This is a genomic window from Humibacter ginsenosidimutans (assembly GCF_007859675.1).
GTDB lineage: Bacteria > Actinomycetota > Actinomycetes > Actinomycetales > Microbacteriaceae > Humibacter > Humibacter ginsenosidimutans.
Genome location: NZ_CP042305.1, coordinates 1,588,726 through 1,611,497 on the forward strand (window position 1 = coordinate 1,588,726; position 22,772 = coordinate 1,611,497).

Annotated in this window: 18 protein-coding genes; 12 read left to right on the top strand and 6 right to left on the bottom strand. The window is 68.9% G+C overall.

Going from position 1 to position 22,772, the window contains the following annotated elements; all coding sequences use genetic code 11:
• Window positions 1-246: 246 nt before the first annotated feature.
• Window positions 247-1,896, bottom strand: a complete 1,650-nt coding sequence (locus tag FPZ11_RS19760; RefSeq protein ID WP_246846590.1) for a pyridoxal phosphate-dependent decarboxylase family protein — start codon at window positions 1,894-1,896, stop codon at window positions 247-249.
• Between the two features lie 309 nt (window positions 1,897-2,205).
• Between FPZ11_RS19760 and FPZ11_RS07520 the strand changes: the two genes are divergently transcribed.
• The 4 genes from FPZ11_RS07520 to FPZ11_RS07535 all read left to right on the top strand — a co-directional run bounded on the left by FPZ11_RS07520 (window position 2,206) and on the right by FPZ11_RS07535 (window position 7,364).
• Entirely contained in the window at window positions 2,206-3,189 is a 984-nt protein-coding gene (locus FPZ11_RS07520; RefSeq protein ID WP_146319703.1) for an alpha/beta hydrolase, read from the top strand.
• A gap of 17 nt (window positions 3,190-3,206) precedes the next feature.
• Window positions 3,207-4,463, top strand: coding sequence for a multidrug effflux MFS transporter (locus tag FPZ11_RS07525; RefSeq protein ID WP_146319705.1), 1,257 nt, complete (start codon window positions 3,207-3,209; stop codon window positions 4,461-4,463).
• Between the two features lie 4 nt (window positions 4,464-4,467).
• A complete protein-coding gene (locus tag FPZ11_RS07530; RefSeq protein ID WP_146319707.1) occupies window positions 4,468-6,576 on the top strand; it encodes a primary-amine oxidase in 2,109 nt (702 codons plus the stop codon).
• A gap of 155 nt (window positions 6,577-6,731) precedes the next feature.
• Window positions 6,732-7,364 carry a TetR/AcrR family transcriptional regulator gene (locus FPZ11_RS07535; protein ID WP_146319709.1) on the top strand — a complete coding sequence of 211 codons (633 nt, stop codon included), beginning with the start codon at window positions 6,732-6,734 and terminating at the stop codon, window positions 7,362-7,364.
• On the opposite strand, the gene FPZ11_RS07540 is transcribed toward FPZ11_RS07535, so the two are convergent.
• The 3 genes from FPZ11_RS07540 to FPZ11_RS07550 form a co-directional block, all read right to left on the bottom strand.
• Window positions 7,344-8,333, bottom strand: a complete 990-nt coding sequence (locus FPZ11_RS07540) for an alpha/beta hydrolase (RefSeq protein ID WP_146319711.1) — start codon at window positions 8,331-8,333, stop codon at window positions 7,344-7,346. The genes FPZ11_RS07535 and FPZ11_RS07540 overlap by 21 nt on opposite strands.
• A 153-nt stretch (window positions 8,334-8,486) precedes the next feature.
• On the bottom strand, window positions 8,487-9,446 hold the full coding sequence (locus tag FPZ11_RS07545) for an aldo/keto reductase (protein WP_146319713.1): 960 nt from the start codon (window positions 9,444-9,446) through the stop codon (window positions 8,487-8,489).
• A gap of 212 nt (window positions 9,447-9,658) precedes the next feature.
• Entirely contained in the window at window positions 9,659-10,768 is a 1,110-nt protein-coding gene (locus tag FPZ11_RS07550) for a zinc-binding dehydrogenase (protein ID WP_146319715.1), read from the bottom strand.
• Window positions 10,769-10,895: 127 nt separating this feature from the next.
• Between FPZ11_RS07550 and FPZ11_RS07555 the strand changes: the two genes are divergently transcribed.
• Window positions 10,896-12,284 (top strand): amidohydrolase, encoded by a 1,389-nt coding sequence (locus tag FPZ11_RS07555; RefSeq protein WP_146319717.1) that lies wholly within the window; start codon window positions 10,896-10,898, stop codon window positions 12,282-12,284.
• 132 nt (window positions 12,285-12,416) lie between these two features.
• Here FPZ11_RS07555 and FPZ11_RS07560 read toward each other — a convergent pair whose 3' ends face one another.
• Window positions 12,417-13,157, bottom strand: coding sequence for an SDR family NAD(P)-dependent oxidoreductase (locus FPZ11_RS07560; protein ID WP_146319719.1), 741 nt, complete (start codon window positions 13,155-13,157; stop codon window positions 12,417-12,419).
• A 127-nt stretch (window positions 13,158-13,284) separates the two neighbouring features.
• Here FPZ11_RS07560 and FPZ11_RS07565 point away from each other — a divergent pair, with 127 nt between their 5' ends.
• Window positions 13,285-14,307, top strand: a complete 1,023-nt coding sequence (locus tag FPZ11_RS07565; protein WP_146319721.1) for an aldo/keto reductase — start codon at window positions 13,285-13,287, stop codon at window positions 14,305-14,307.
• 159 nt (window positions 14,308-14,466) lie between these two features.
• Here the strand turns inward: FPZ11_RS07565 and FPZ11_RS07570 are convergent, their stop codons facing one another.
• Window positions 14,467-15,183, bottom strand: coding sequence for an alpha/beta fold hydrolase (locus FPZ11_RS07570; protein WP_146319723.1), 717 nt, complete (start codon window positions 15,181-15,183; stop codon window positions 14,467-14,469).
• Window positions 15,184-15,273: 90 nt separating this feature from the next.
• Here FPZ11_RS07570 and FPZ11_RS07575 point away from each other — a divergent pair, with 90 nt between their 5' ends.
• The 6 genes from FPZ11_RS07575 (at window position 15,274) to FPZ11_RS07600 (ending at window position 22,695) form a co-directional block, all read left to right on the top strand.
• Window positions 15,274-16,245 carry a methyltransferase family protein gene (locus FPZ11_RS07575; protein ID WP_146319725.1) on the top strand — a complete coding sequence of 324 codons (972 nt, stop codon included), beginning with the start codon at window positions 15,274-15,276 and terminating at the stop codon, window positions 16,243-16,245.
• A gap of 141 nt (window positions 16,246-16,386) precedes the next feature.
• Window positions 16,387-17,931 carry an ABC transporter substrate-binding protein gene (locus FPZ11_RS07580; protein ID WP_146319727.1) on the top strand — a complete coding sequence of 515 codons (1,545 nt, stop codon included), beginning with the start codon at window positions 16,387-16,389 and terminating at the stop codon, window positions 17,929-17,931.
• 82 nt (window positions 17,932-18,013) lie between these two features.
• On the top strand, window positions 18,014-18,955 hold the full coding sequence (locus tag FPZ11_RS07585) for an ABC transporter permease (RefSeq protein WP_146319729.1): 942 nt from the start codon (window positions 18,014-18,016) through the stop codon (window positions 18,953-18,955).
• A complete protein-coding gene (locus tag FPZ11_RS07590; RefSeq protein ID WP_246846591.1) occupies window positions 18,952-20,766 on the top strand; it encodes a dipeptide/oligopeptide/nickel ABC transporter permease/ATP-binding protein in 1,815 nt (604 codons plus the stop codon). The genes FPZ11_RS07585 and FPZ11_RS07590 overlap by 4 nt, the downstream gene beginning before the upstream one ends.
• Entirely contained in the window at window positions 20,763-21,578 is an 816-nt protein-coding gene (locus FPZ11_RS07595; RefSeq protein WP_146319731.1) for an ATP-binding cassette domain-containing protein, read from the top strand. The genes FPZ11_RS07590 and FPZ11_RS07595 overlap by 4 nt, the downstream gene beginning before the upstream one ends.
• A gap of 154 nt (window positions 21,579-21,732) precedes the next feature.
• Window positions 21,733-22,695 carry an AraC-like ligand-binding domain-containing protein gene (locus FPZ11_RS07600; RefSeq protein ID WP_146319733.1) on the top strand — a complete coding sequence of 321 codons (963 nt, stop codon included), beginning with the start codon at window positions 21,733-21,735 and terminating at the stop codon, window positions 22,693-22,695.
• Window positions 22,696-22,772: the final 77 nt, after the last annotated feature.

The window sequence follows — 22,772 nt, forward strand, 5'->3', positions numbered from 1 at the left end:
AGGGAGGCGCAGCGTCCCGGTACTCGTGCGACCCTGAAACGCAGCGCTGGCGGCGATGCCGGGTGAAGACTGCCGGGGTACCGGGCGAAGATGCCGGACGGCATTGTGCCGCGACGCCTGTCGCGCACCGACGGACAGCACTGCCCAGCGAAGCCAGGACCCCCACCCACGGCATGTGGCACACGACAGCACTCTCGCGATGTGCGGAACGTACCTGCGCCGCGACCGCTGCTTCGGGAACAACCACTACTCCATCGAGTCGAGGATGCCCACCAGCGACTCGAAGGTCGTGCGCGGGTTGAGCAACGCGAAACGTGCAGCCGGGCGACCGGCATGCGAGCTCGGCGTGACGAACGCGCGTTGGGCATCCAACAGACGTGTCGACCACGCTGCGTAGTCTTCCTTCGACCAGCCGTCGCGTTCGAAGACCACGACCGACAGCTGAGGGTGGCGCACCAGGTGCAGCGTCGGACGGGACTCGATCTCGTCCGCGACACGGCGAGCGAGCCGGATGGAGGAGGTGATGGCATCCCGATAGGCACCAGCGCCGTGCGATGCGAGCGAGAACCACAGGGGCAGGCCACGAGCGCGACGCGTGAGCTGCACCGCGTAGTCCGACGGGCTCCACTCGACCGCCTCGGTGAGTGTGTCGAGGTATTCCGCGTGCTGCGTGTGCGCACGACGTCCCGCCTCGGGATCGCGATAGATGAGCGCACACGCGTCGAAGGGAGCGAACAGCCACTTGTGCGGATCGACGATGAGCGAGTCGGCACGCTCCACACCGGAGAAGTACGGCCGCGCGAGCGGCGAGAGCATTCCGGCGAGCCCGTAGGCGCCGTCGATGTGGAGCCAGAACTCGAACTCGTCTTTGAGCGCGGCGATCGAAGCGAGGTCGTCGACGATGCCGAAGTTCGTCGAGCCGGCCGTGGCGACCACGGCGAACACCCGCTCGCCGTACTGCTCGAGCACGGGTCGCACGGCCGCCCCGGTGAGCACACCCGACTCGCCGGGGTCGACGGTGACGATGTCGACGTCCATCACGCGCGCCGCCGACGCGATCGAGGAGTGCGCCTCCGCGTTGCAGACCACGACCCACCGGCCCGGGGAGGCGGTCGGGTGGTCGGGGAGCGCTGTGGACTCGGCGGTAGGCCCCGTGGAGCCATCCGGCGCGGCGGTGAAGCCGCCGGACCGATCGATGGACTCGCCGGCCGGTCTGATGGAGCCATCCGCTGCCGTGGGTGAGTCGTCCGGCCGAGCGGCAGGCTCGACCGATGTCCCGGTACGGCCGTCCGAGGGTGCAGCGGAATCGTCCGACGGTGCGAACGTGCCGCTTGACGGCTCGGCGGACGCTGCCGAACCCGATCGGCCCGCTCGGCCGGCACGGCCCCCACGATCGCGACGTCGCGCGACCGCAGACTCTCGCGCGGCCACGAGCGCGGAGAGATTACCGAGCGTGCCGCCCTGCACGAACACACCGCCCGCGCCATCGGGCAGTCCGAACTCGGCCGCCAAGAACGTGAGCACCTCGTTCTCCGCGTGCACAGCCCCTGAACCCTCCAACCACGACCCGCCGTAGACCGCGGTGGCCGACACCACGAGGTCGAACGCTGTCGCGGCCTTCGTCGGCGCGGTCGGGATGAAGGCCAGATAGTCCGGATGATCCGTAGTGATGCACGCGGGCGCCAGCACCTCGCCGAACACCTCGAGCGCACGCTCGGCGCCGATGCCCTCTTCGGTGACCGTGCGCCCGGCACGCCGCGCGAGGTCGGCGGCGGTCGCGGGGTGATCGAGCGGAGTGTCGGTGGAGAGCATTCGCTCGCGGGCGTAGCCGAGCACGGCATCCACCAGCACCGCCGTCTCGTCGGTGACCGCGTGCATCCGGTCGTCACGGCTCATCTCGCACTCTCCCTCGACTGCCGGGCACAGCGGGATGCCGTGAGCCGGTCCCTCCATGATCACCCGGGACAGCGCGGTGGCAGAACCACTGGCCGGTGGTGCGAAGAGAGGAACACCGGGGCGCCACGAGAGGAACACCGTGGCGCGACGGGACGAACACGGTGGTGCGACGAGACGAGCACCTTGCTGCAACGAGGCGAGCACCGTGGCGCCACGAGAGGAGCACGGGAGTGCGGCGAGACGAGCGTTTCGTCTACATTAGTAGAATAACGCGTACACCGAAGTGCGCCCGTCCAAGGAGGGACACCCATGAGCACCCCCATCGCCGTCGGCCACCCGCAGCACACGCCCGTTCCGTTCGACCCGCAGGTGCAGGCGGTGCTCGACGCCATGCCGCAGATGCCTCCGATGACCCGCGAGACGCTGCGCGGCGGCCCCGAGTTCGCCTTCCCCGGCCACGACGCCATCATCGGCGCCCGCGCGATCGACTGGGAAGACCGTGTCATCCCCGGCCCGGCCGGCGCACCCGATCTCGAGGTGACGATCTACCGTCCGCGCGGCCACGAGGGCGAAGTGCTGCCGGCGGTGTACAACATCCACGGCGGCGGCATGATCGTCGGCCACCGCAACTGGGAGGCCGGCCGCGTCATCGACATCGTCGACGAGCTCGGCGTGGTGGGCGTGAACGTGGAGTACCGCCTCGCCCCCGAGAACCCCTACCCTGCAGGCGTCGAGGACTGCTACGCCGGATTCGTGTGGCTGGCCGAGAACGCCGCAGAGCTCGGAGTCGACCCCGAGCGCATCGTCGTGATGGGCGGCAGCGCGGGCGGCGGCTTCTCCGCGGCGGTCGCGCTCATCGCCCGGGACCGCAAGGGCCCGTCGATGGCCGGACAGCTGCTGCTGTGCCCCATGCTCGACAACACCAACAGCACCGTCGCCAGCCTGCAGTACGACGGCATCGGCACCTGGCAGCGCGACGCGAACCTGCTCGCCTGGTCGTGCGTGCTCGGCGAGGCCGCGTACAGCGAGGATGCCCCCGCCTACGCCGCACCGTCGCGCGCGACCGACCTGGCGAACCTTCCGCCCGCGTTCATCGAGGTGGGCGCATCGGAGATGTTCCGCGACGAAGACGTGGACTACGCCACCCGCATCTGGGCGACCGGCGGCCAGGCGGAGCTGCACGTGTGGGCCGGCGGATCGCACGGCTTCGACATGTACGTGCCCGAGAGCGAGCTCACCAAAGCAGCGCTGGCCGCGCGCTTCTCGTGGCTGCGCCGCGTGCTGGGAGTATGAGGGCGGCATCCGCACGCATGAGCCCCCTGCGGGCCATGTTCGTGCTCGGACTTCTCGAGGCGTTCGGTCCGCTCTCGATGGACCTCTACTCGCCGCAGCTGCCGCACCTCGCGGCGAGCCTCGGAACGTCCGATGCACTGGCGCAGGCCACGATGTCTGCGTGCATGATCGGTCTCGGCGTCGGCCAGCTCATCGCCGGCCCGCTGAGCGACCGGTTCGGCAGGCGACGTCCGCTCATCGTGGGCGTCGCCTGCTTCGCGGTGCTCTCCCTGGCCTCCGCGCTGGCGCCGACGGTGCTCCTGCTGCTCGTCGCGCGAGCACTGCAGGGCGTCGCGGGTTCGGCGGGCATCGTCATCTCGCTCGCCGTGGCCCGCGACATGTTCAGCGGGGTCGAGCTCTCCCGCATGCTGTCGCTGCTGGGACTCGTCTCCGGCGCAGCCCCCATCGTCGCTCCCCTGATCGGCGGCCAGCTCGCCCTCTTCATGGACTGGCGCGGCGTGTTCGGCGTGCTCGCCGGGCTCGGTGTGCTGCTCGTCGCGCTGGCGTTCTTCGCGCTGCCGGAGACGCTGGGAGCGGATGCCCGCCACGTCGGCGGCCTGCGCGAGCTCGGCACCAACATCGGTTCGGTCGTGCGCGACCGGCTCTTCGTCTCCGTTCTGCTCGGGGGCGCGCTCGGCGGCATCGCCTTCTTCGCGTACCTGTCGATGTCGAGCTTCGTGTTCGAGGACCAGTTCGGCTTCACCGCGCAGCTTTACAGCGTGGTGTTCGCGCTCAACTCCATCGCGAACATCGGCGGCGGACAGCTCAGCAGGCTCATCGTGCGCCGGGCCGGACCACTGCGCATGTATCTGACGGGCGTCACCGCCACGCTGCTCGCCGCGTCGGCGTTCCTCGTCGGAACTCTCGCCGGCATGGGCGTCGCCGGGGTGATCGCGGCACTGGCGGTGTTCCTCTTCGCCACCGGCCTCGGCGGGCCCAACGGCTCCACCCTCGCACTCACCAGGCACGGCGCCCGCGCCGGAACGGCGGCCGCGTTCCTCGGCTCCGGCATGTTCCTGCTCGGGCCCGTCGTCACCCCGCTCGTGGCGATGCTGGGCACGAGCGCTGCCACCATGGCGATCACCATGACGGTGACGAGCGCGCTCGGCGCACTGATCGGCTGGCTCGGAGTGCGTCCTGCAGCCAGGGCCTTGCTCCAGCGTGCACGCCCTCTGCCACAGAATGAACGGCCTGCCGCCGGCACGGCCGACATGCATGAACTCTTGGGAGACTGATTCGATGGCGACCAATGACGAGCTGACCGATGACGCGACTGCCGGCGAGCCGCAGCGGGGTGGCCATGACGGCCACGGCCATCACGAGCACGGTCACGGTGGCCACGATCACGGCGACAACAGACACCGCGGCGACCGCGACGCGAGCGCGCAGGGGCAGACGGATGACGGTGCCACCGTGGCGGAGCATCCTCTCGACCCGCTGACGGGCGACGAGATCGAAGCCGCACGAGGCATCCTCGTCGATGCCGGCCTCATCACCGATGCGACCAGGGTGCCGATGCTGCTGCCCGACGAGCCGACGAAGGCCGAGCTCGCCGCGTGGAACCCCGGCGACCCGATCGACCGTCGCGTCGACGTGACGCTGCTCGACTCGGCGACCGGAACCGTGACCGAGGCCGTCGTCTCGGTGACGCGAGGCGAGGTCGTCTCCTCGCGCGAGTACGACGCGGCGCACGAACCCTTCGGTCAGCCGCAGTACCTCTTCGAGGAGTACGAGCGCGCCGAGGGGATCGTGAAGGCGTCGCCGCTGTGGCAGGCCGCCATGCGCCGTCGCGGCCTCGAAGACCGCATGGAGCTCGCGTTCTGCTCGCCGCTGGCGCCCGGGTTCACCGGCCGCGCCGACGAGGTGGGGCGACGCGTGATCCGCTCGCTCACGTTCCTGCGCGACTTCCCGGGCGATTCGCCGTGGGCGCATCCGGTCGAGGGCCTCATCGTGCACGTCGACCTGGTGACGAATGAGGTCATCCGCATCGAAGACGAGGGCGACATCCCGGTGCCCGCCGGCAGCGGCAACTACGACGAGGATGCCGTGGGCCCGGCCCGCGACTCCCTCAAGCCCATCGAGATCACCCAGCCGGAAGGCCCGAGCTTCACGGTCGACGGCTCGCACGTCGAATGGGAGGGCTGGTCGCTGCGCGTGGGCTTCAACGCCCGCGAGGGACTCGTGCTGAACGACGTGTCGTTCAACGGCCGGTCCGTGCTGGCCAGGGCGAGCGTGCCCGAGATGGTGGTGCCCTACGGCGACACCGCGCCGACCCGGTTCTGGATCAGCTACTTCGACGCCGGAGAGTATCTGCTGGGCAAGAACGCGAACCCGCTCGAGCTCGGCTGCGACTGCCTCGGCGTGATCCGCTACTTCGACGGGTACGTCGCCGACGACCACGGACACGCGGTGAAGATCCCGAACGTGGTGTGCATGCACGAAGAGGACTACGGCATCTTCATGAAGCACACCGACCTGGAGGGCAACGCGCACGTGCGCCGCTCCCGCCGGCTCGTGGTGTCGTACTTCGCCACGATCGGCAACTACGACTACGGCTTCTACTGGTACCTCTACCTCGACGGCTCGATCCAGGTGGAGGCGAAGGCGACGGGCATCGTGTTCGTCGGGGCGGGGCATCCCGGATCGACCAACCCGCACGCGCCAGAGATCGCGCCCGGCGTGTTCGCCCCGGTGCACCAGCACCTGTTCTGCGCGCGCCTCGACGTGGCGATCGACGGCGAGCGCAACCGCCTGCTCGAGGTCGACGCCGCACGCGTGCCGATGGGCGAGGCGAACCCGTTCGGCAACGCGTTCACCTGGACCGAGACCCCGCTGACCAGCGAGCTGCAGGCGCAGCGGGAGGCGGATGCCTCGGTCGCCCGCGTCTGGGAGGTGCAGTCCACGACGCGCACCAATCACGTCGGCAAGCCGACCGCCTACCACCTGATTCCGCAGCCGACGGCGCTGCTGATGGCGGATCCCGCGTCGTCGGTCGCGGCCAGGGCCGCGTTCGCGACGAAGCACCTGTGGGGCACCGCGTACGACAGGGACGAGCGCTGGCCCGCCGGTCGCTACCCGAACGCGCACGCAGGCGGCGCTGGTCTTCCGGCGTACACGGCAGACGACCGCGGCCTCGACGGCGAAGACATCGTGGTGTGGCACACGTTCGGGCTCACGCACATTCCGCGTCCGGAGGACTGGCCGATCATGCCCGTCGACTACGCGGGATTCTGGTTCAAGCCGTACGGCTTCAGCGACGTGAACCCCGCCATGGACATCCCGGAATCGTCGCAGGCGCACTCCCAGTGCTCGTGCGACGACGGCGGAGGGGCGTGCCACTGCGGGTGACCGCGACACCCCCGGCGCGGGTTGCGTCGATTATCTCCAGTCGTCGGAAATAGAATGGATGGGAGCGCTCACCGCGCCCCCGTCCTGCAGAGACCCTGCGGGATCGGCCGTACACTGAATGCCCGCGCGCACGCGCGTGGGAATGGAGGCCCGCAATGCCCAAGGCGATCGACCACGATCAGCGGCGCCGGGAGATCATCGACGTCACGTGGCGGCTGATCGTCAAGGGCGGTCTCGAGGCCGCGACGATGCGTGAGATCGCCGCCGAGGCCGGTTTCGCCAACGGCGCGCTGAAGCACTACTTCCCCGGCAAAGACGACATCATCACCGGGGCCTACCAGCTGTCGATGGACCGCGTGATCTCCCGCCTCACGTCGGCAGCCCAAGGACTCGAGGGCATCGACGCGCTGCGCGCCATCGTGCGCGGAACGCTGCCGCTCGACCAGGAGTCGCGCGAGTCGGCGCGCGTGCTGCTCGCGTTCTGGGAGCGCGGTCTGTCGTCGCAGGCCATCAAGGATTCCTACGAAGAGCACCTCGCGAGCTGGCGTCGCGACCTGACGGCGCTGATCGGCGTCTGCCGCCGTCAGGGCGCGATCACCTCGGAGACTCCCGACGAGACGATCGCCGACGAGCTCATCCTCTTCAACATCGGCGCCACGGTGCTGAGCGCCATCGGCCCGTCGTACGCGCGGCCGGAGATGCTCGAACGGATGATCGACGACCAGTTCGCCAAGATGGGCGTGCCGGCCGAGCTCGCGGCCGTCGGATCAGCCCAGCACGCGTCGTAGCCAGCTCATCCTGGCATCGTTGGCCGCGGCGCCGACGATGGAGCTCGGCGAGAAACCGCTGAATCCGTGGTGGCCGCCGTCCCACACGTGCAGCTCGGCCTGTCCGCCCGCCGCCCAGATGCGCGACGCGTAGTCGGTCGCCTCGTCGCGGAAGATCTCCGCCGAGCCGACCTCGATGTAGGCGGGCGGAAGGTTCGACAGGTCTTCCATGCGGTTCGGCGCTGCCGACCAGTGCACGGCATCCGTTCCCGCCTTCTCGCCGAGCAGAGCGGTCCAGGCGGTGTCGTTGTTGTTGCGATCCCAGAGACCGCGCAGATCGTATTGGCGGGTCGAGGGCGACTCGTTGCGGTCGTCGATCATCGGGGCATCCAGCAGCTGGCCGATCAGCTTCGGACCCTTGCGCTCGCGCGCCAGCAGCGCCATCGCCGCAGACAGCCCGCCGCCCGCCGAGGAGCCCATCACGAGCAGACGCTCGGGGTCTGCTCCCCAGTCGGCCGCGTGCCGCGCGAACCACTCGAGCGCGGCGTAGCAATCCTCGACACCGGCCGGCCAGGGGTTCTCCGGTGCGAGCCGGTATTCGACGGAGACGGCGACCGCGTCGAACGCGACGACGAGTGGAACCACGGCACCGACGGCCATGTAGCGGTTGCCGAGCACCATGCCGCCGCCGTGAATGCCGAAGATGGCCGGTCCGTTCGTGGATCCGCCTTTCGGGCTCACCACGGTGATCGCGACCTCCGGTGATCCCGCCGGTCCCGGAACGGTGAGCTCCGTGAGCTCGACGGGGGCATCGCCGACGAGCATGTCCGGGTCGCCGAGAGTGACCCTGTCGACGTGCTCGCGGCTCGGAACGATGGTGTCCGCGCGCAGCGGGACCGGCTCGAAGGTCTGGCGCATCATCTCCATTCCGTCGAGCAGTTCGGGGTCGTACGGAACGGGTGGGAGCTTCTGGTAGTCGGAAACGGTCATGTCGTTCGCCTCTCGCGTCGTTGCGGTGCGGTCGTTGTGGTGGAAGTCGGTGATGGTATGGCTGAGGGATGGTGGAGCCGGGTGTTGGAAGCAGGGAGTGCGGATGCCCGCCCGACCGACGGCAGGCATCCGCACCCTGTCGTGGTGCTCGGCCTACGGCCCAGCGGGGTCGACGACGTCTCTGTCCGCCCAGAACGGCTCGACGGCGGAGCGGATGCGCTCGGCTCCGAGCCTCTCGACGAGTTCGAACGCGGCAAGGTTGTCGTCGAGCTGCTCGAGGCGGGTGGCACCGAACAGCGTCGTGACGTTCGCGGGGTGGGTGAGCGTGAACGCGATCGCCAGGCGCGCGGGTGTGGTGTCGAGGCTCTCCGCCAGCGCCACGTACGCCGGCAGCGTCTTCAGCAGGGTGGCGCGCACCTCGCCGGGGTCGCGGCCGACCTCGCGCGTGAGCTCAGTCCTGCCCGCGAGGTATCCGCCCTCGAGACAGTCGGAGGCCTCGAACACGAAGCCGTCGGCGAACAGCTCGCCGAACGGTTCGCCGTCGGGGATGGAGCGCCTGGCCACCGAGTACTTCAGCTGGGCGAACACCGGCGCGACGAGCCCCTCGTCGGCGGCGATGCGACGCAGCTCGGCGATGTTCGCGGCCGACCAGTTGTTGACGCCCCACGCCTTCACCAGGCCGGCGTCGACGAGCTCGTGCATGGCTGTGGCGATGTCGTGCATCGTGATGTCGTCGCGGTGGATGTCGCCGAGCACGGCCAGGTCGGCGTGATCGGTTCCCACCCGGAACAGCGCATGCTCCAGCTGGGGGCGGAAGCCGCCGTCGTAGGCATCCGTCCACACCTTCTCGGAGAGCAGGTACTGGTTGCGCGCGACGCCTGCACCCCTGATGATGGCCGAGAACAGCACATCGGTGATGGCCGGCGGGCGCATGCCCGGAAAGCCGTACACTCCGACGTCGAACAGGTTGACGCCGTGCTCGATCGCGGCGTTCACGAGCGCGACGGCGTCTTCGAAGTCCATGCGGTCGTAGGTGTGCCACGAGCCGAGGGCGAGAGCGGGCACCTGGATGTCGGTGCCCGGCAGCGCCCTGCGGGGGACGGTCTGAGTCATGAATCGCTCCTTCGCGTTTCGTCCGGCCGCTCGCCGGAGAAGGTGGTGGGTGCCTCCGACATCTCGCCGGAGAGGGTGGTGAGGCTCTCCGGCCCCACGCCGGAGAAGGTGGGCGTCTCGGGCCTATCGCCGGAGAGCTAAGTGGGATTCGTGCGACCGGCCGACGTGTCCTCCGACCGGCCGCACGAAGTGGGTGCGGCCCGGATCCTGGCCTACGGCAGGCGCGGGTCGATGACGGCCTTGAGCTCGGACTGGTCGTGCATGTGCGTGATGCACGCCGACGCCTCGGAGAGGCCGACGGGCGCGCTGAACAGCTCGTCCCAGTCGTAGCGGTCGGCGAAGGCCTTGAAGAACTCGATGGCGTGGAAGTAGTCGGAGACGTCGCCGTTGATCGAGCCGACCACCGTGAGCTCCTTGCCCATGATGCCGGAGAGCGCGAACGGCTGGCCGACGGGTCCGGTGCTGCCGATCACGACGAAGGTGCCGCGCGCGGCCGCCATGCCGATGGCCTCGGGGCCGACGCTCGGGGCGCCCGCGAGGTCGATGACGAGGTTCGCGCCGGCACCGCCGGTGAGCTCGAGCACCTGCTGCACGATGCCGTCGCTGCCCACCGAGATGTTGACGACGTGATCGGCACCGAACTTCTTCGCCACCTCGAGACGGGAGTCGGGGCCGCCCACGGTGATGACCTTGCCCGCGCCGGAGATCTTGGCGACGGCCGTGGCGAAGACGCCGAGGGCGCCTGAGCCCTGGATGACGACGGTGTCGCCCGCGCGAACCCCGCCCGCGCGGTCGAAGCCGCGGAGCACGGTCTTCGCGGCGCAGCCGGCCATGGCGGCCCAGGCATCCTTGACCTCGTCGGGCAAGATGAGCTTCTGCGCGCCCGGCGTGACGTAGGCGTACTCGGCGAGGCCGGCCGTGGCATAGGGCGGCACGTCGCTGCGCTGCATGAAGCCGTAGCCGCGCTTCTGACAGAAGACCGGCTCACGAAGCACGGTGCATCCGTAGCACTCGCCGCAGACCGATTCCGACCAGCCGATGCGCTGACCCGGCTCGAGCGGGTGGCCGAGCGCGTCGTTCGCGCCTTCGCCGACCGCGATGACCTCGCCCACCATCTCGTGGCCGAGCACCATCGGGAGCATGCCGGGGAAGCTCATCTTGCCTTCCCAGATCTCGATGTCGGTGCCGCAGAGCGTGGAGCACACCAGCCTCACGAGCGCCGCACCCGGCTCGATCTCGGTCGGGAGCGGCAGGTTCTGCAGCTCGAGTTCGGCGCCGTGGTCGACCAGAACGGCCGCCCGGGTGGACGTGGGGAGCGTCATCGCTGATCCCTTTCTGTCGTGACATCTGTCGCGACGGTCTGTCGTGACGAATGAGTTGTCGCTCGTTCGAGGTGCGGTTAGTCTACATTCGTTGACACAAACACGACAGACGTGAAATGAGGAATTCGTGAGCGAAGACGACAAGGGCGTCGACCTGGTTCTCCGCGGCGGAAGCATCCACGTGCTCGACGAGCACGACACCCGCGCGGAGGCCATCGCCGTACGCTCCGGCCGCATCGTCGCCACCGGATCGAACGCCGACATGTCCGAGCTGATCGGTGCGCGCACCAGGGTGATCGAGCTCGAAGGACGCACCGTGCTGCCCGGCATCAACGACTCGCACCTGCACGCATCCTGGCTCGGCGGCATGTGGCCGGCCACCGTGTTCGGCGGCGGTCCGCAGCAGCCGGGTCCGCTCGTGACCAACCGCGAGGAGCGCCGTGCCGCCCTGCTCAAGGCCGGCGACCTGCTGGCGTCGCTGGGCATCACGAGCTACACCGAGCCCGGCATCGGACCGGGCGAGGATGCCGGCCCCACCGGCAGCTTCGGCCGCGAGGTTCTCGACGTGTACCGCGAGCTCGCCGCGGAGGGTCTGCTGAGGTCGAGGGTGACCCTGCTGCTGCTGTTCGGTCTCATCGACGGCCCCAGCACGGTGGACGACATCGTGCGCGGCATCCGCGAGGCAGACACCTCGTCACCGAACGACGACCTGCTGCACATTCCGGGCATCAAGATCTTCGGCGACGGCATCCCCCCGATGCGCAACGCGTACATCCACGGCACCTACATCGACGGAACCCATGGCGCGCTGCTCATCGACGGTGACGACGACGGCGAGCGGGAGGCGAACCTGAGGCTGGCCATCCGCACCGCGCACGAGGCCGGGCTGCAGGTCGCCGTGCACGCCACGGGCGATCACACGATCGACGTGGTGTGCGATGCCGTGCGCGAGGCACAGGGCGACGGTTCCTCCGATCTGCGGCACTACCTCGTACACGCCGACATGGTGAGCGAGTCCGCCGCCGCCGCGCTCGCCGCGCACGACATGGGTGCGACGGTGCAGGCCGGCATCGCCTCGTTCGCGGGCGAGTGGGCGGACAGTGCCTTCGAGCCCAGCCTCGAGCCGGGCGAACCCGAGCCGTGGACCGGCCGACGACTGCTCGACGCCGGCGTGAACATCACGCTGAGCTCGGACTCGCCCATCCTCTCCCCCGACTGGCGCACCGAGGTGGCTGCCGCCGACCGGCTGCTCGGAGAGTCAGACGACCCCCGCGCGCGCATGCACGAGCTGCTGCGCCGCTACACCGCTGTGCCCGCATGGCAGGACCACGCCGAGTCGTGGAAGGGAACGCTCGAGGCCGGCAAGATCGCCGACCTCGTCGTGCTCTCCTCGGACCCCGACGACGTGGGTGCAGCAGGTCTTCCCGACGTGGCGATCGAACTCACCTTTCTGGGCGGCGAGGTCGTGTTCGACGCTTCGAGCGAGTCTGTCGAGTCGGCGGTTCCGTCGGCCTGATCGCTCTCGCACGAAAAGGGGGCCGGCAGCCGCCGGCCCCCTTCTTCGCGTGCGCGCTGCGTGTTCGGCGCGTGCATCGCGCTCGTCGCGCGAGCCGCCTCGGGTGCGGGCCGCGCACCCGAGGCGACGTGCTCAGGCCAGCAGCTGTCCGCCGTCCACCGGCAGGCTCACCCCGGTGATGTCCGCCGCGCCGTCAGAGGCGAGGAACACCGCCGCCGAGGCCACTTGGGCCGGGTCGGCCATCTGCTTCAGCGGGATGCGCGAGAGCCACGCCTCGCGCATGGGCGAGCCCTCGGGCATCCCCATCTTCATCATCGGCGTGTCCACCGGGCCGGGTGCCACGGCGTTCACGCGGATCCCGTGCGCGGCCAGCTCGATCGCAGCCCAGCGCGTCTGCGCGTCCACGGCGGCCTTGCTCGTCTCGTAGGCGCCCATGCCGGGCGTGGGCTGCCTGCCGCCGATCGAGGAGATGTTCACGACGGCGCCACGCGTGCCGGAGGCGATCATGGCCTTCGCCACAGCCTGCGTGACGGTGAAGGTGCCGAGGATGTTCACCCGGATGGTCGTCTCGTAGTCGGCGACGGGCAACGACAGCACGTCACCGTGCAGGTGCAGGATGCCCGCATTGTTCACCAGCGCACCGATCGGCCCGTGCTCGGCCTGAACGGCCTCCACGGCAGCGGCGACCGCCTGCTGATCGGTGATGTCGAGCGGCACCGTCGCCACTCCGAGCTCCTCGCCGACCTCCGTGAGGCGGCTGGACGGCAGATCCGCCAACACCACCGTGTCGCCCGCCGAGCGGAACGCTTCGGCGAGGAAGCGGCCGATGCCGCCCGCCCCGCCCGTGATCAGAACCGTACGTGTGCCCACCATTCACTCCTTCGACAACGGTGTTCGCTGATGCCCGCACGACGCGTGACGCGTCTCGTGCGGAACGTCCTCCGGGTCGGGTCGACCCACGGTTTATTATACGTCTGTAGAAAAACGAAGGAGCAGCTCTATGGCCCAGATCACCGTGCCGACCCGTTCACTCGATCCCGCCGGCGCCGTCGCGCCGGGCTCCGCCGAAGCGCCGGTCTTCGCGCTCGGCTCCTGGAACACGTGGGACCGCATGAGCCGCGACGAGGCGATCGCCCTCGTGCACCGCGCCGCAGAGACCGGCTCGGCGTTCTTCGACGTGGGCAACTACAACATGGGACCGCACGCGGAGGGGGCGCGCACCGACATCCTCTTCGGCGAGACCGTGCGCGAGGCCGGCCTGGCGCGCGAGGACTACCTGGTGTGCGGCAAGCTCTGGCTCTGGGACTACCCGAACACGTCGTTCGCCGACTGGATGCGGCAGAGCCTCGACCGCATCGGCATCGAGGCCGCCGACTGCATCGTGGTGGGCGATCACATGGCGCCCGTCGACATCCGCCAGGTCGTCACCGACGTGCACGCCGAGATCGAGGCGGGCCGCTTCCGCTACTGGGGCATCAACAACTGGCCGTACGACGAGGCGCTGCTCGCGCTCGACGTCGCGACCGAGGAGGGCCTCACTCCCCCGTCGTTCGCCCAACTGAAGTACGGGCTGGCCAGGCGCTCGATGGCCGAGGGTCCGTTCTACGGCGGGCTCTTCACCGAGGGGCGACTGGCGCTGCAGGCCTCCGACATCTTCGAGGGCGGCATCCTGGTGGGCAAGACCGACCCGCAGCGCAAGATCGGGGCGGATGTCGGCGGCATCCGCGAGCAGATCGTCGCGACTTGGCCCGCGGTGCGCGACCTCGCGCAGTCGTTGGATGCCACGCCCGCCCAGCTCGGCATCGCGTTCTGTCTGGCGAACCCCGCGACCGCCAACGTGCTGTTCGGGGTGAGCCGGGTGGCGCAGTTCGACGATGCCCTCGGCGCCCTCGACCTGCTCGCCCGCGTCGGCGCGCCCCGGCTTCGTGCTCTCACGGCCGACCTCTGGATCGATCGCAAGGTCAATCCCGACGGCACGTGGTTCCCGCCCGGTTTCCCGCCGCCCGCGGCGGCGACCGCCTGACGTTCGCGCGCGGCAACGGCCTGAGCGTCAGGCGTGCCGGAAATCGGCGTTCTGCGCGCCGCGCCGGGCCATTGCGGTCCGGCGTCGGCGTGTCACGCAGAAACTCCGATTTTCAGCACACAGGTCGCAGGTGAAGCGGCGCACATCACGAGTGAAACGTCACGATTCGGTGACGAAGCCGATCGCCGCCGCACGGAACTCGGGCGACGCCAGCGCACCGAAGTGGTCGCCCGGCACGCGCACGAGTGTCGCGCCCGGCACGCCGGCGACCATCTGCTCGACGCCCTGCGCCATCTGGTCGCCCTCGCCGCTGACGAACAGCGTCGGCACCTGGGGCACGTCCTTCGTGGCGTCGAACGGCTCGGCGGCAAGTGCACCGATCAGTGCGATGACGCTCGTCGGATCGAGGCCGGGTGCACCGAGCATGCCGGCGAACATCCCGGTGATCTGGTCGGCGGGGGCGCCCTTGCCCGCCGCGGCGTCGGCCAGCGCGTCGAGGTTCACCAGCGCGAAGGGCTCCATCGGGCTGAGCCCGCCGAGCACGAGCCGGTTCACGCGTCCGGTCGCGGCGAGCGCCCACGCCAGTCGTGCCCCGAGCGAGTAGCCGATCACGTCGACGCGGCCGCCTGCATGCTCGTCGACGGCCGCGGCGAGCGCAGCGGCGATGCCGCCCGTGGTCACCTCGCCGCGCGCCAGAGCCGGGCCGTCGCCGTGACCCGGCAGGTCGACGAGGATCGCGCCCCGACCGGCGGAGGTGAGGGCATCCACGAAGCCGGAGGCCTCCCAGTCGCTCCGGGAGTTCGAGCCGAGGCCGTGGATGAGAAGAACGGGGTTCTCGCCCGCAACGGTGCGGACGGTGAGCAGGGAGTCAGTCATGAATCCATCATGGTGGGTTGCCGTTTTATTTTCCACACTTGTAGAGTCATGACACCTTGTCCCACACTCCACCCGACAGAAGGAGCAGAAATGCCCGCAGATCCGTCCCGGATCCTGGATGTCGCCACCGGTTACATGGCATCCAAGCAACTCTTCAACGCCGCCAGGATCGGCCTGTTCCGTGCGGTCGCCGACGGTGCGCACACGGCGACGGAGGTCGCAGCGGCCACCGAGCACCCCGAGCGCCAGGTGCGCATCCTGCTCGACGGCAGTGCTGCCGCCGGGCTGCTCACGCGCAGCGAAGGCCGCTACGAGCTGGCCGACGACGCCGCCGAATACCTCACGGGAGGCGAGCGCGACCTGAGCGCGTTTCTGAACTTCCTCGAACTCGGCAGCTTCGAGGCGTTCGGTCACTACCGTCACACCGTCGACGCCGACGAGGGCGGAACGCTCGAGTTCGACGAGGCCGGCTGGGGCATGTTCATGGCAGGCGTCATGCAGTACAACGGCCTGCACGCCTTCTGGTTCGGCGAGCGCTTCGACACGACGGGCAAGACCTCCATCCTCGACTTCGGCGGCTTCACGGCCGGCTGGTCGATCGAGCTGCTGAAGCGCAACCCGCAGCTGAGCGCGCGCATGGTGTACCCGGCCGAGTCGGGTCCGATGCTCACGCCGGCAATCGAGGCGGCCGGGCTCGCCGACCGCATCACGGTCGAGGCGGGCGACACGCTCACCGCCGTGCCGGGCGGCGACCACGACCTGGTGCTGGCCCTGCACGTCATCCACCGATTCACCGACGCCGAGAACCGTCAGATCTTCGCGAACCTGCGCGCGTCCGCGCGGAAGGGCGCGACGCTCGCGGTGTTCGACTTCTTCCTCGACAGCCTTCCCGAGCAGCGTGTTCTCGACGCTCGCCACGCTGCCGAGTACTTCAACTTCGACGGCACGCAGGTGTGGCCGGAGGAGACCGTGCGGTCGTGGTTGACCGACGCGGGCTGGGAATTCACCGGGTACGTGGACGTTCCCGGCAGCCCGCGCGCGCTCGTCGCCACAGCGGTCTGAGTGCCCGAGGTCACGGCTTGGAAACAGGCTGAGCGACCGATTTGCCAAGTTAGTCAACAACTGTAGAATCACCGAAGCGGGTCACGGCCGACGCGTCAGACGGTCATCCGCTCACGATCTACCCCAAGTGAAAGAAGTGAGATGAAAAAGACTCGTCTGGGCATCGCAGCGGTGATCACCGCTCTTGCCCTCGCGCTCACGGGATGCTCCGGCGGTGGCGGCAATGCGGCCTCCACCGACGGCGGCAAGACCAAGGCGCCCGACACGCTCAGCATCGGCACCGTGATCGACAAGACCGGATGGGAGATCGGCCAGGGCGGCACCGCCTTCAACGCGATCTTCTTCTCGGCCGCCTACGACTCGCTGGTTCTCGTCGATGAGAACGGCAAGCCGTACGGCCAGCTGGCGAAGTCGATCGACACGTCGAGCGACGGCCTGACCTACACCTTCCACCTGGTCTCCGGCGTCAAGTTCGACGACGGAACGACGTTCGACGCCGACACCGCCGTCGCGAACCTCGAGTACCTGAAGAAGGCGCCGATGACGTCGACGGTCTACGCGAACGTCGCCGGCATCAGCAAGGTCGACGACTCCACTGTCGCCATCAAGATGACCAGGCCGGACCCGGCGTTCCTCTACAGCCTCGGCCTCGGCGGCAGCTACATGGTCTCGGCCAAGGCGCTGTCCAACCCGAAGTACGCGCAGGAGACCACCCCGGTCGGCGGCTCCGGTCCTTACACGTTCGACGCATCCAAGTCGACGGCGGGCCAGGACTACTACTTCACGCGCAACGACAGCGCGTGGAACGCCAAGCGGTACCCGTGGAAGAACCTGCAGATCCACGTGATCGCCGACGCGACCGCCATGTCGAACGCCATGTCGACCGGAGCGATCAACTTCGAGATGGCCAACTACAGCGATGAGCTGAAGGCGACCGTCGCGCAGAACGGCTGGACCATCAACCACGTCATGAACGGATGGTCGGGCCTCATGCTCGCCGACCGCACCGGCGCGAAGTTCAAGCCGCTCGGCAGCCTGAAGGTGCGCCAGGCCATCAACATGGCATTCGACCGCGCCTCGATCGCCAAGGCGAGCAAGGATCCGGCGACCGTCGTCACCAACCAGGTGTTCGCCGACGTCGACTCCTCGCTCAACAAGGTCGACTCGTTCAACGTGAAGAAGGCCAAGCAGCTGCTGTCGGAGGCCGGCTACCCGAACGGCTTCACCCTCGACCTGCCGAGCATGTCGCTGTTCTCCGCCACCGCGGCGACCGTCAAGCAGTCACTCGGCGACATCGGCATCAAGGTGAACGTGGTCAACCTCGACCCCGCCACCTACAACCAGCAGGTGTTCGCGGGCAACTACCCGGTCTACATGGCCTTCCTGCAGCTCTACGCTTCGCCGGCCATGACGATCGGGCAGTACTTCCAGCCCGGCATGTCCAACCCGTTCAACTCGACGCAGGGCGTGCCCGAACTGCAGAGCCTCGACACGCAGCTGCACTCGGCGAACGCCGACGTCGACAAGATCGCCGGGGAGTACAACTCCTACGCGGTCGACAACGCCTGGTTCGCCGTCTGGAACCACGGGGCGACGTACTACGTCTCCGTTCCGGGCATCAGCGTTCGTCCTGTTCAGGGTCTGTACATTCCCAACCTGGAGCAGTTCCTGCCCAAGGACAAGTAGCTCGCCTTTCCTCGACCGGTGGTGAGGGGTACCCGACCCCTCACCACCGGTCGGACCGATAGCAAGAACCGAACGGAACGACATGGCCGTCTACATCCTTCGCCGAGTGCTCAGCGGCCTCGTGCTCATCGTCGTGGTGGGCAGCGCGGCATTCTTCCTGGCCCATCTGGCCATCCCCGACCCCAGCGCGACGCTCATCGGCAAGACCGCCACCCCCGAGCAGATCCACGCCGAGCGCGAGCTGCTCGGACTCAACCAGCCGCTCATGACCCAGTACTGGAACTGGCTCAGCGGACTGCTGCGCGGTGACTTCGGCATCTCGTGGCGCACCAACACCCCGCTCAACGCCGACCTGGGCATGCGCATCCCCGTGACACTCTCCGTCGTCACCTTCGGCATGCTGCTCACCGCCGTCTTCGGCGGCATCATCGGCACCGTGGCGGGCCTGCGGCCCGGCGGTGTCGTCGACAAGATCACGCAGGCGGCATCCGTCGTTCTCTTCGCCATCCCCGGCTACTGGATCAGCATCGTGCTCGTCATCGTGTTCGCGGTGAACCTGAGATGGTTCCCCGCCCTCGGCTACGTGCGGCCGGATGCCTCGGTCAGCGGCTGGATGCTCTCCATCACCCTGCCGGCGATCTCGCTCGCACTCGGCGGCATCGTGATGATCGCCGCCCAGCTGCGCAACAGCATCGTCGGGGCCGGATCGTCCGACTTCGTGCGCACCCTGCGCAGCCGCGGCCTCAGCACCTACCGCGTGGCCCTGCACCTCGTGCGCAACGCCGCGCCCGCCGCCGTCACCGTGCTCGCCCTCATGTTCGTGAGCCTGCTCGGCGGCGTCATCATCCTCGAGAAGATCTTCAACCTGCCCGGTCTCGGCATCGCGACCCAGCAGGCCTCCCAGGTGGGCGACATCCCCGAACTCCTGGCCATCACCGTGACCACCGTGATCTTCGTGGTCGTCGTCAACCTCCTGCTCGACCTCGTGCTGGGCTGGATCAACCCGAAGGCGAGAATCCGTTGAGCACCGGGGTCATCTACAGCAAGTCCACCTCGAAGCCGAGCAGGTCGGCGACGCGCAAGGTCAACCGCAGCATCGCCCGCCGGTTCTTCACCCACCCCGGCGGCTACATCCCCGCCGCGATCATCCTGATCATCCTGATAGGCACCTACATGGCGCCGCTCATCCAGATGCACGACCCGAACCGCATCGACTACAACATCGTCAACGCGATGCCCAGCGCCCAGCACATCCTCGGCGGCGACAGCATAGGCCGCGACGTGTGGTCCCGCCTGGTCTGGGGCGGGCAGGATGCCTTCCTCGGCGCCCTCATCGTCATGGTCGTCGGCATCGGGATCGGCGTTCCCGCCGGCATCTTCGGCGGCTTCTTCGGCGGCATGCGCGACCTGTCGTTCAGCTGGATCAGCGACGCGCTGATGTCGGTGCCCGGCATGATCGTGCTGCTCATCGTGGCCGGCGGAACCAACGGCAACATGATGATCCTGATGGCCGTGATGGGTGTCTTCATGGCACCCGGCTACTACCGGCTCACGAGAGCCGCGACGATAGCCGTGCGCAACGAGCCCTACGTCGACGCCGCGAAGGTGTCGGGCGTGAGCAACGGACGCATCATGATGGGCCACATCCTGCGCGTGGTCGCGGCGCCCATCATCATCCAGACCTCGCTCACCGCGGGCGTCGCCCTCGGCATGCAGGCCGGTCTGCAGTTCCTCGGCATCGGAGACCCGCTCGCGCCGAGCTGGGGCGCGATGATGAGCGACGCGATGAACAGCATCCTCACGAACCAATGGCTGATGGTGCCGCCCGCCGTGGTGCTGGGCGTTCTGATCGCGTCGTTCGCGATCATGGGCTCCACGCTCGGCCAGATCACCGGCACCCGCAGCGAGAAGACCCGCCGGGTCACCAGGGCCGACCGCAAGCGTCTGACCGCGCTCACCAGGGCGCACGCGACCGACGCGGCTCCCGCCTCCGACATCGCGGTGAGAGTGAGCGGCCTCAAGGTCACCTACGCCATGTCGAAGCGCGAGATCGAGGTGCTGCACGGCGTCGACTTCGAGGTGCGCACCGGCGAGGTGCTCGGCATCGTCGGCGAATCGGGCAGCGGCAAGTCGCAGTCGGTGTTCGCCATCCTCGATCTGCTGCCGGGCAACGCCATCTCCCGTGCCGACGGCATCTGGATCAACGGCACCAACGTGCTCACCATCGACAAGTCTCAGCGCCGCGCACTGCTCGGCCGCGAGATCGCCTACATTCCGCAGGAGCCGATCAGCAACCTCGACCCGATGTTCACGATCGGGCACCAGCTCACAGAGCCGATGCGCGCTGTGCTCGGAATGAAGCGTCGCGCGGCGCGCGACTACGCGATCCAGCTGCTCCTGCGGGTGGGCATCGCCGACCCGGAGCGCGTGATGAAGCTGCACCCGCACGAGGTCTCCGGCGGCATGGCGCAGCGCGTGCTCATCGCCGGCGCCCTTGCCGGACGCCCCAAGGTGCTGATCGCCGACGAGCCCACGACGGCACTCGACGTGACGGTGCAGGCCGAGGTGCTGGAGCTGCTGCGCGAGCTGCAGGCCGAGGAGAACATGGCGCTCATCCTGGTGACCCACAACTTCGGGGTCGTCGCCGACATCTGCGATCGCGTCACCGTCATGAAGGACGGCCGCGTGGTCGAGGCCGGAGAGGTGCGCGACATCTTCCGCTCTCCCGCCAACCCGTACACCCGCGAGCTCATCGACGCGTCGCTCGACGACGCGGAGAGCCGCACCGAGCTGGATGCCCGTGAGGCGCAGCGTCTCGAAGGAGTGTCAGCATGACCACCTCAGCAGCCCCGCTCCTGTCGGTGCGCGACGTGAGCGTGCACTACGGCAAGTTCCACGCGCTCAAGGGCGTGAGCCTCGACATCCATCCCGGCGAGTGCGTGGGCCTGGTGGGCGAGTCCGGCTCGGGCAAGTCCACGCTCGGCAAGGCCGTGCTGGGGCTCACCCCCACCACCGGCGGAACGATCAGCTTCAACGGTCACGACATCACCAAGGCGTCGAAGCGGCAGCGCAGGCAGCTGGCCAACGACATCCAGGTGGTGTTCCAAGACCCGTACGGCTCCCTCGATCCCGCGATGACGGTCGGCCAGATCCTCGCGGAGCCGCTGCGCGTGGCCGGCACCTCAGCGGCCACGGCCAAGCAGATCATCGTGGAGATGCTCGGCAAGGTGCGCCTGCCCGCCGACAGCGTCGACCGCTACCCGAGCGAGTTCTCGGGCGGCCAGCGTCAGCGCATCGCGATCGCCAGGGCGCTCGTGCGGCGCCCGCAGCTCGTCATCTGCGACGAGCCGGTCTCGGCGCTCGACCTCACGACGCAGGCGGCGATCATCGACCTGTTCATCGACCTGCAGCGCGAGACCGGCGTCTCGTACCTCTTCGTGTCGCACGACCTCGGCGTCGTGCGCCGCATCTGCCACGAGGTGTCGGTGATGTACAAGGGCGAGATCGTGGAGCACGGGCCGGCGGACGTGGTGACCACGACACCGTCACAGGCCTACAGCCAGCGCCTGCTGATGGCATCCCCGGTCGCAGACCCGGATGCCCAGGCCAAGCGTCGCGAGGCCTGGCTCGCGATCCGCGCCGCCTGAGCCGCGGCTTCATCCGCTTCGTCTGCGCGGGGGTGCATGTCTCCCGCGCAGACGAAGGCGATCGCCGATCGAGCAGACGGAGGCCGTCAGCAGCACGAGCAGAATCGCCGATGATCGTATACGATGTTCGCACGTCCATGAGTGCGAGGTGATGATGCCTGTGTCTGCCACGACGAGGCCCGAAACCGTCGCGACGACCGTCGCGCGGAGCATCAACGATTTCCGTGTCGCCGTGAGCGACGCGTTCGTGCCGCTGCAGGTGACGTCTGGGCCGCGACAGAGAGACGGCTTCCGCAGCGTGATGCGCGGCGCCGCCGTCGACGAGGTGCACGTGACCGATCTGCGCGCCACGCCGCACGCCGTCGAGCGCACGCCGGAGCTCCTGGCAAGGGGCGGCCGCAACTACTTCAAGCTGAGCCTCATGCTCTCCGGCACCGGCCTGCTCATCCAGGACGGCCGCGAGGCGGTGCTCGAACCGGGCAGCCTCGCCGTCTACGACACGAGCCGCCCCTATTCGCTCGTCTTCGACGACGACTTCCGCAGCATGGTCGTGATGTTCCCGCACCACCTGATCAGCCTGCCGCCCGACCTCGTCGGCGAGCTCACCGCCGTGCGCATCGCCGGCGACGAGGGCGTCGGCGCCGTCGTCGCCCCCTATCTCACCCAGCTCGCCGTGAACCTCGACCAGCTGGCGGGCAACGTCGGGGCGAGGCTCGCGCACAGCGCTCTCGACCTGGTGACCACCGTCTTCACGCGCGAGCTCGGACTCGACGAGGCGGGCGGCGACCCGCACAGGGCGCTCATGCAGCGCATCAGGGCGCACGTCGACCGCAACCTCGCCTCGACGGAGCTGTCACCGGCATCCATCGCCGCCGCGCACTTCATTTCCACCCGGCACCTGCACGCGCTGTTCCAGGAGCAGGGCACCACGGTCTCGACCTGGATTCGCGAGCGCCGCCTCGAGCAGTGCCGCCGCGACCTCGCGGATCCGCTCTACGCGGACCGCGCGGTGGCCGCCATCGCGGCCCGCTGGGGCTTCGTGGATGCCGCGCACTTCAGCCGCGCCTTCAAGGCCGCGTACGGAACGTCGCCCAGCGACTACCGCGCCGCGCGCTGACGCGCGCGGCTCCGGTCGACCCCGTCGGACTCCCGTCGGCCCGGCCCGGCTCACCCGTTCGGGTCGCACTTTCGGCC

What these genes read in the sequence shown, in the direction of transcription:
- FPZ11_RS19760 (WP_246846590.1), bottom strand. Translation starts at nt 1,896, where the DNA reads ATGAGCCGTGACGACCGGATGCACGCGGTCACCGACGAGACGGCGGTG.
- FPZ11_RS07520 (WP_146319703.1), top strand. Translation starts at nt 2,206, where the DNA reads ATGAGCACCCCCATCGCCGTCGGCCACCCGCAGCACACGCCCGTTCCG.
- FPZ11_RS07525 (WP_146319705.1), top strand. Translation starts at nt 3,207, where the DNA reads ATGAGCCCCCTGCGGGCCATGTTCGTGCTCGGACTTCTCGAGGCGTTC.
- FPZ11_RS07530 (WP_146319707.1), top strand. Translation starts at nt 4,468, where the DNA reads ATGGCGACCAATGACGAGCTGACCGATGACGCGACTGCCGGCGAGCCG.
- FPZ11_RS07535 (WP_146319709.1), top strand. Translation starts at nt 6,732, where the DNA reads ATGCCCAAGGCGATCGACCACGATCAGCGGCGCCGGGAGATCATCGAC.
- FPZ11_RS07540 (WP_146319711.1), bottom strand. Translation starts at nt 8,333, where the DNA reads ATGACCGTTTCCGACTACCAGAAGCTCCCACCCGTTCCGTACGACCCC.
- FPZ11_RS07545 (WP_146319713.1), bottom strand. Translation starts at nt 9,446, where the DNA reads ATGACTCAGACCGTCCCCCGCAGGGCGCTGCCGGGCACCGACATCCAG.
- FPZ11_RS07550 (WP_146319715.1), bottom strand. Translation starts at nt 10,768, where the DNA reads ATGACGCTCCCCACGTCCACCCGGGCGGCCGTTCTGGTCGACCACGGC.
- FPZ11_RS07560 (WP_146319719.1), bottom strand. Translation starts at nt 13,157, where the DNA reads ATGGTGGGCACACGTACGGTTCTGATCACGGGCGGGGCGGGCGGCATC.
- FPZ11_RS07565 (WP_146319721.1), top strand. Translation starts at nt 13,285, where the DNA reads ATGGCCCAGATCACCGTGCCGACCCGTTCACTCGATCCCGCCGGCGCC.
- FPZ11_RS07570 (WP_146319723.1), bottom strand. Translation starts at nt 15,183, where the DNA reads ATGACTGACTCCCTGCTCACCGTCCGCACCGTTGCGGGCGAGAACCCC.
- FPZ11_RS07575 (WP_146319725.1), top strand. Translation starts at nt 15,274, where the DNA reads ATGCCCGCAGATCCGTCCCGGATCCTGGATGTCGCCACCGGTTACATG.
- FPZ11_RS07580 (WP_146319727.1), top strand. Translation starts at nt 16,387, where the DNA reads ATGAAAAAGACTCGTCTGGGCATCGCAGCGGTGATCACCGCTCTTGCC.
- FPZ11_RS07585 (WP_146319729.1), top strand. Translation starts at nt 18,014, where the DNA reads ATGGCCGTCTACATCCTTCGCCGAGTGCTCAGCGGCCTCGTGCTCATC.
- FPZ11_RS07595 (WP_146319731.1), top strand. Translation starts at nt 20,763, where the DNA reads ATGACCACCTCAGCAGCCCCGCTCCTGTCGGTGCGCGACGTGAGCGTG.
- FPZ11_RS07600 (WP_146319733.1), top strand. Translation starts at nt 21,733, where the DNA reads ATGCCTGTGTCTGCCACGACGAGGCCCGAAACCGTCGCGACGACCGTC.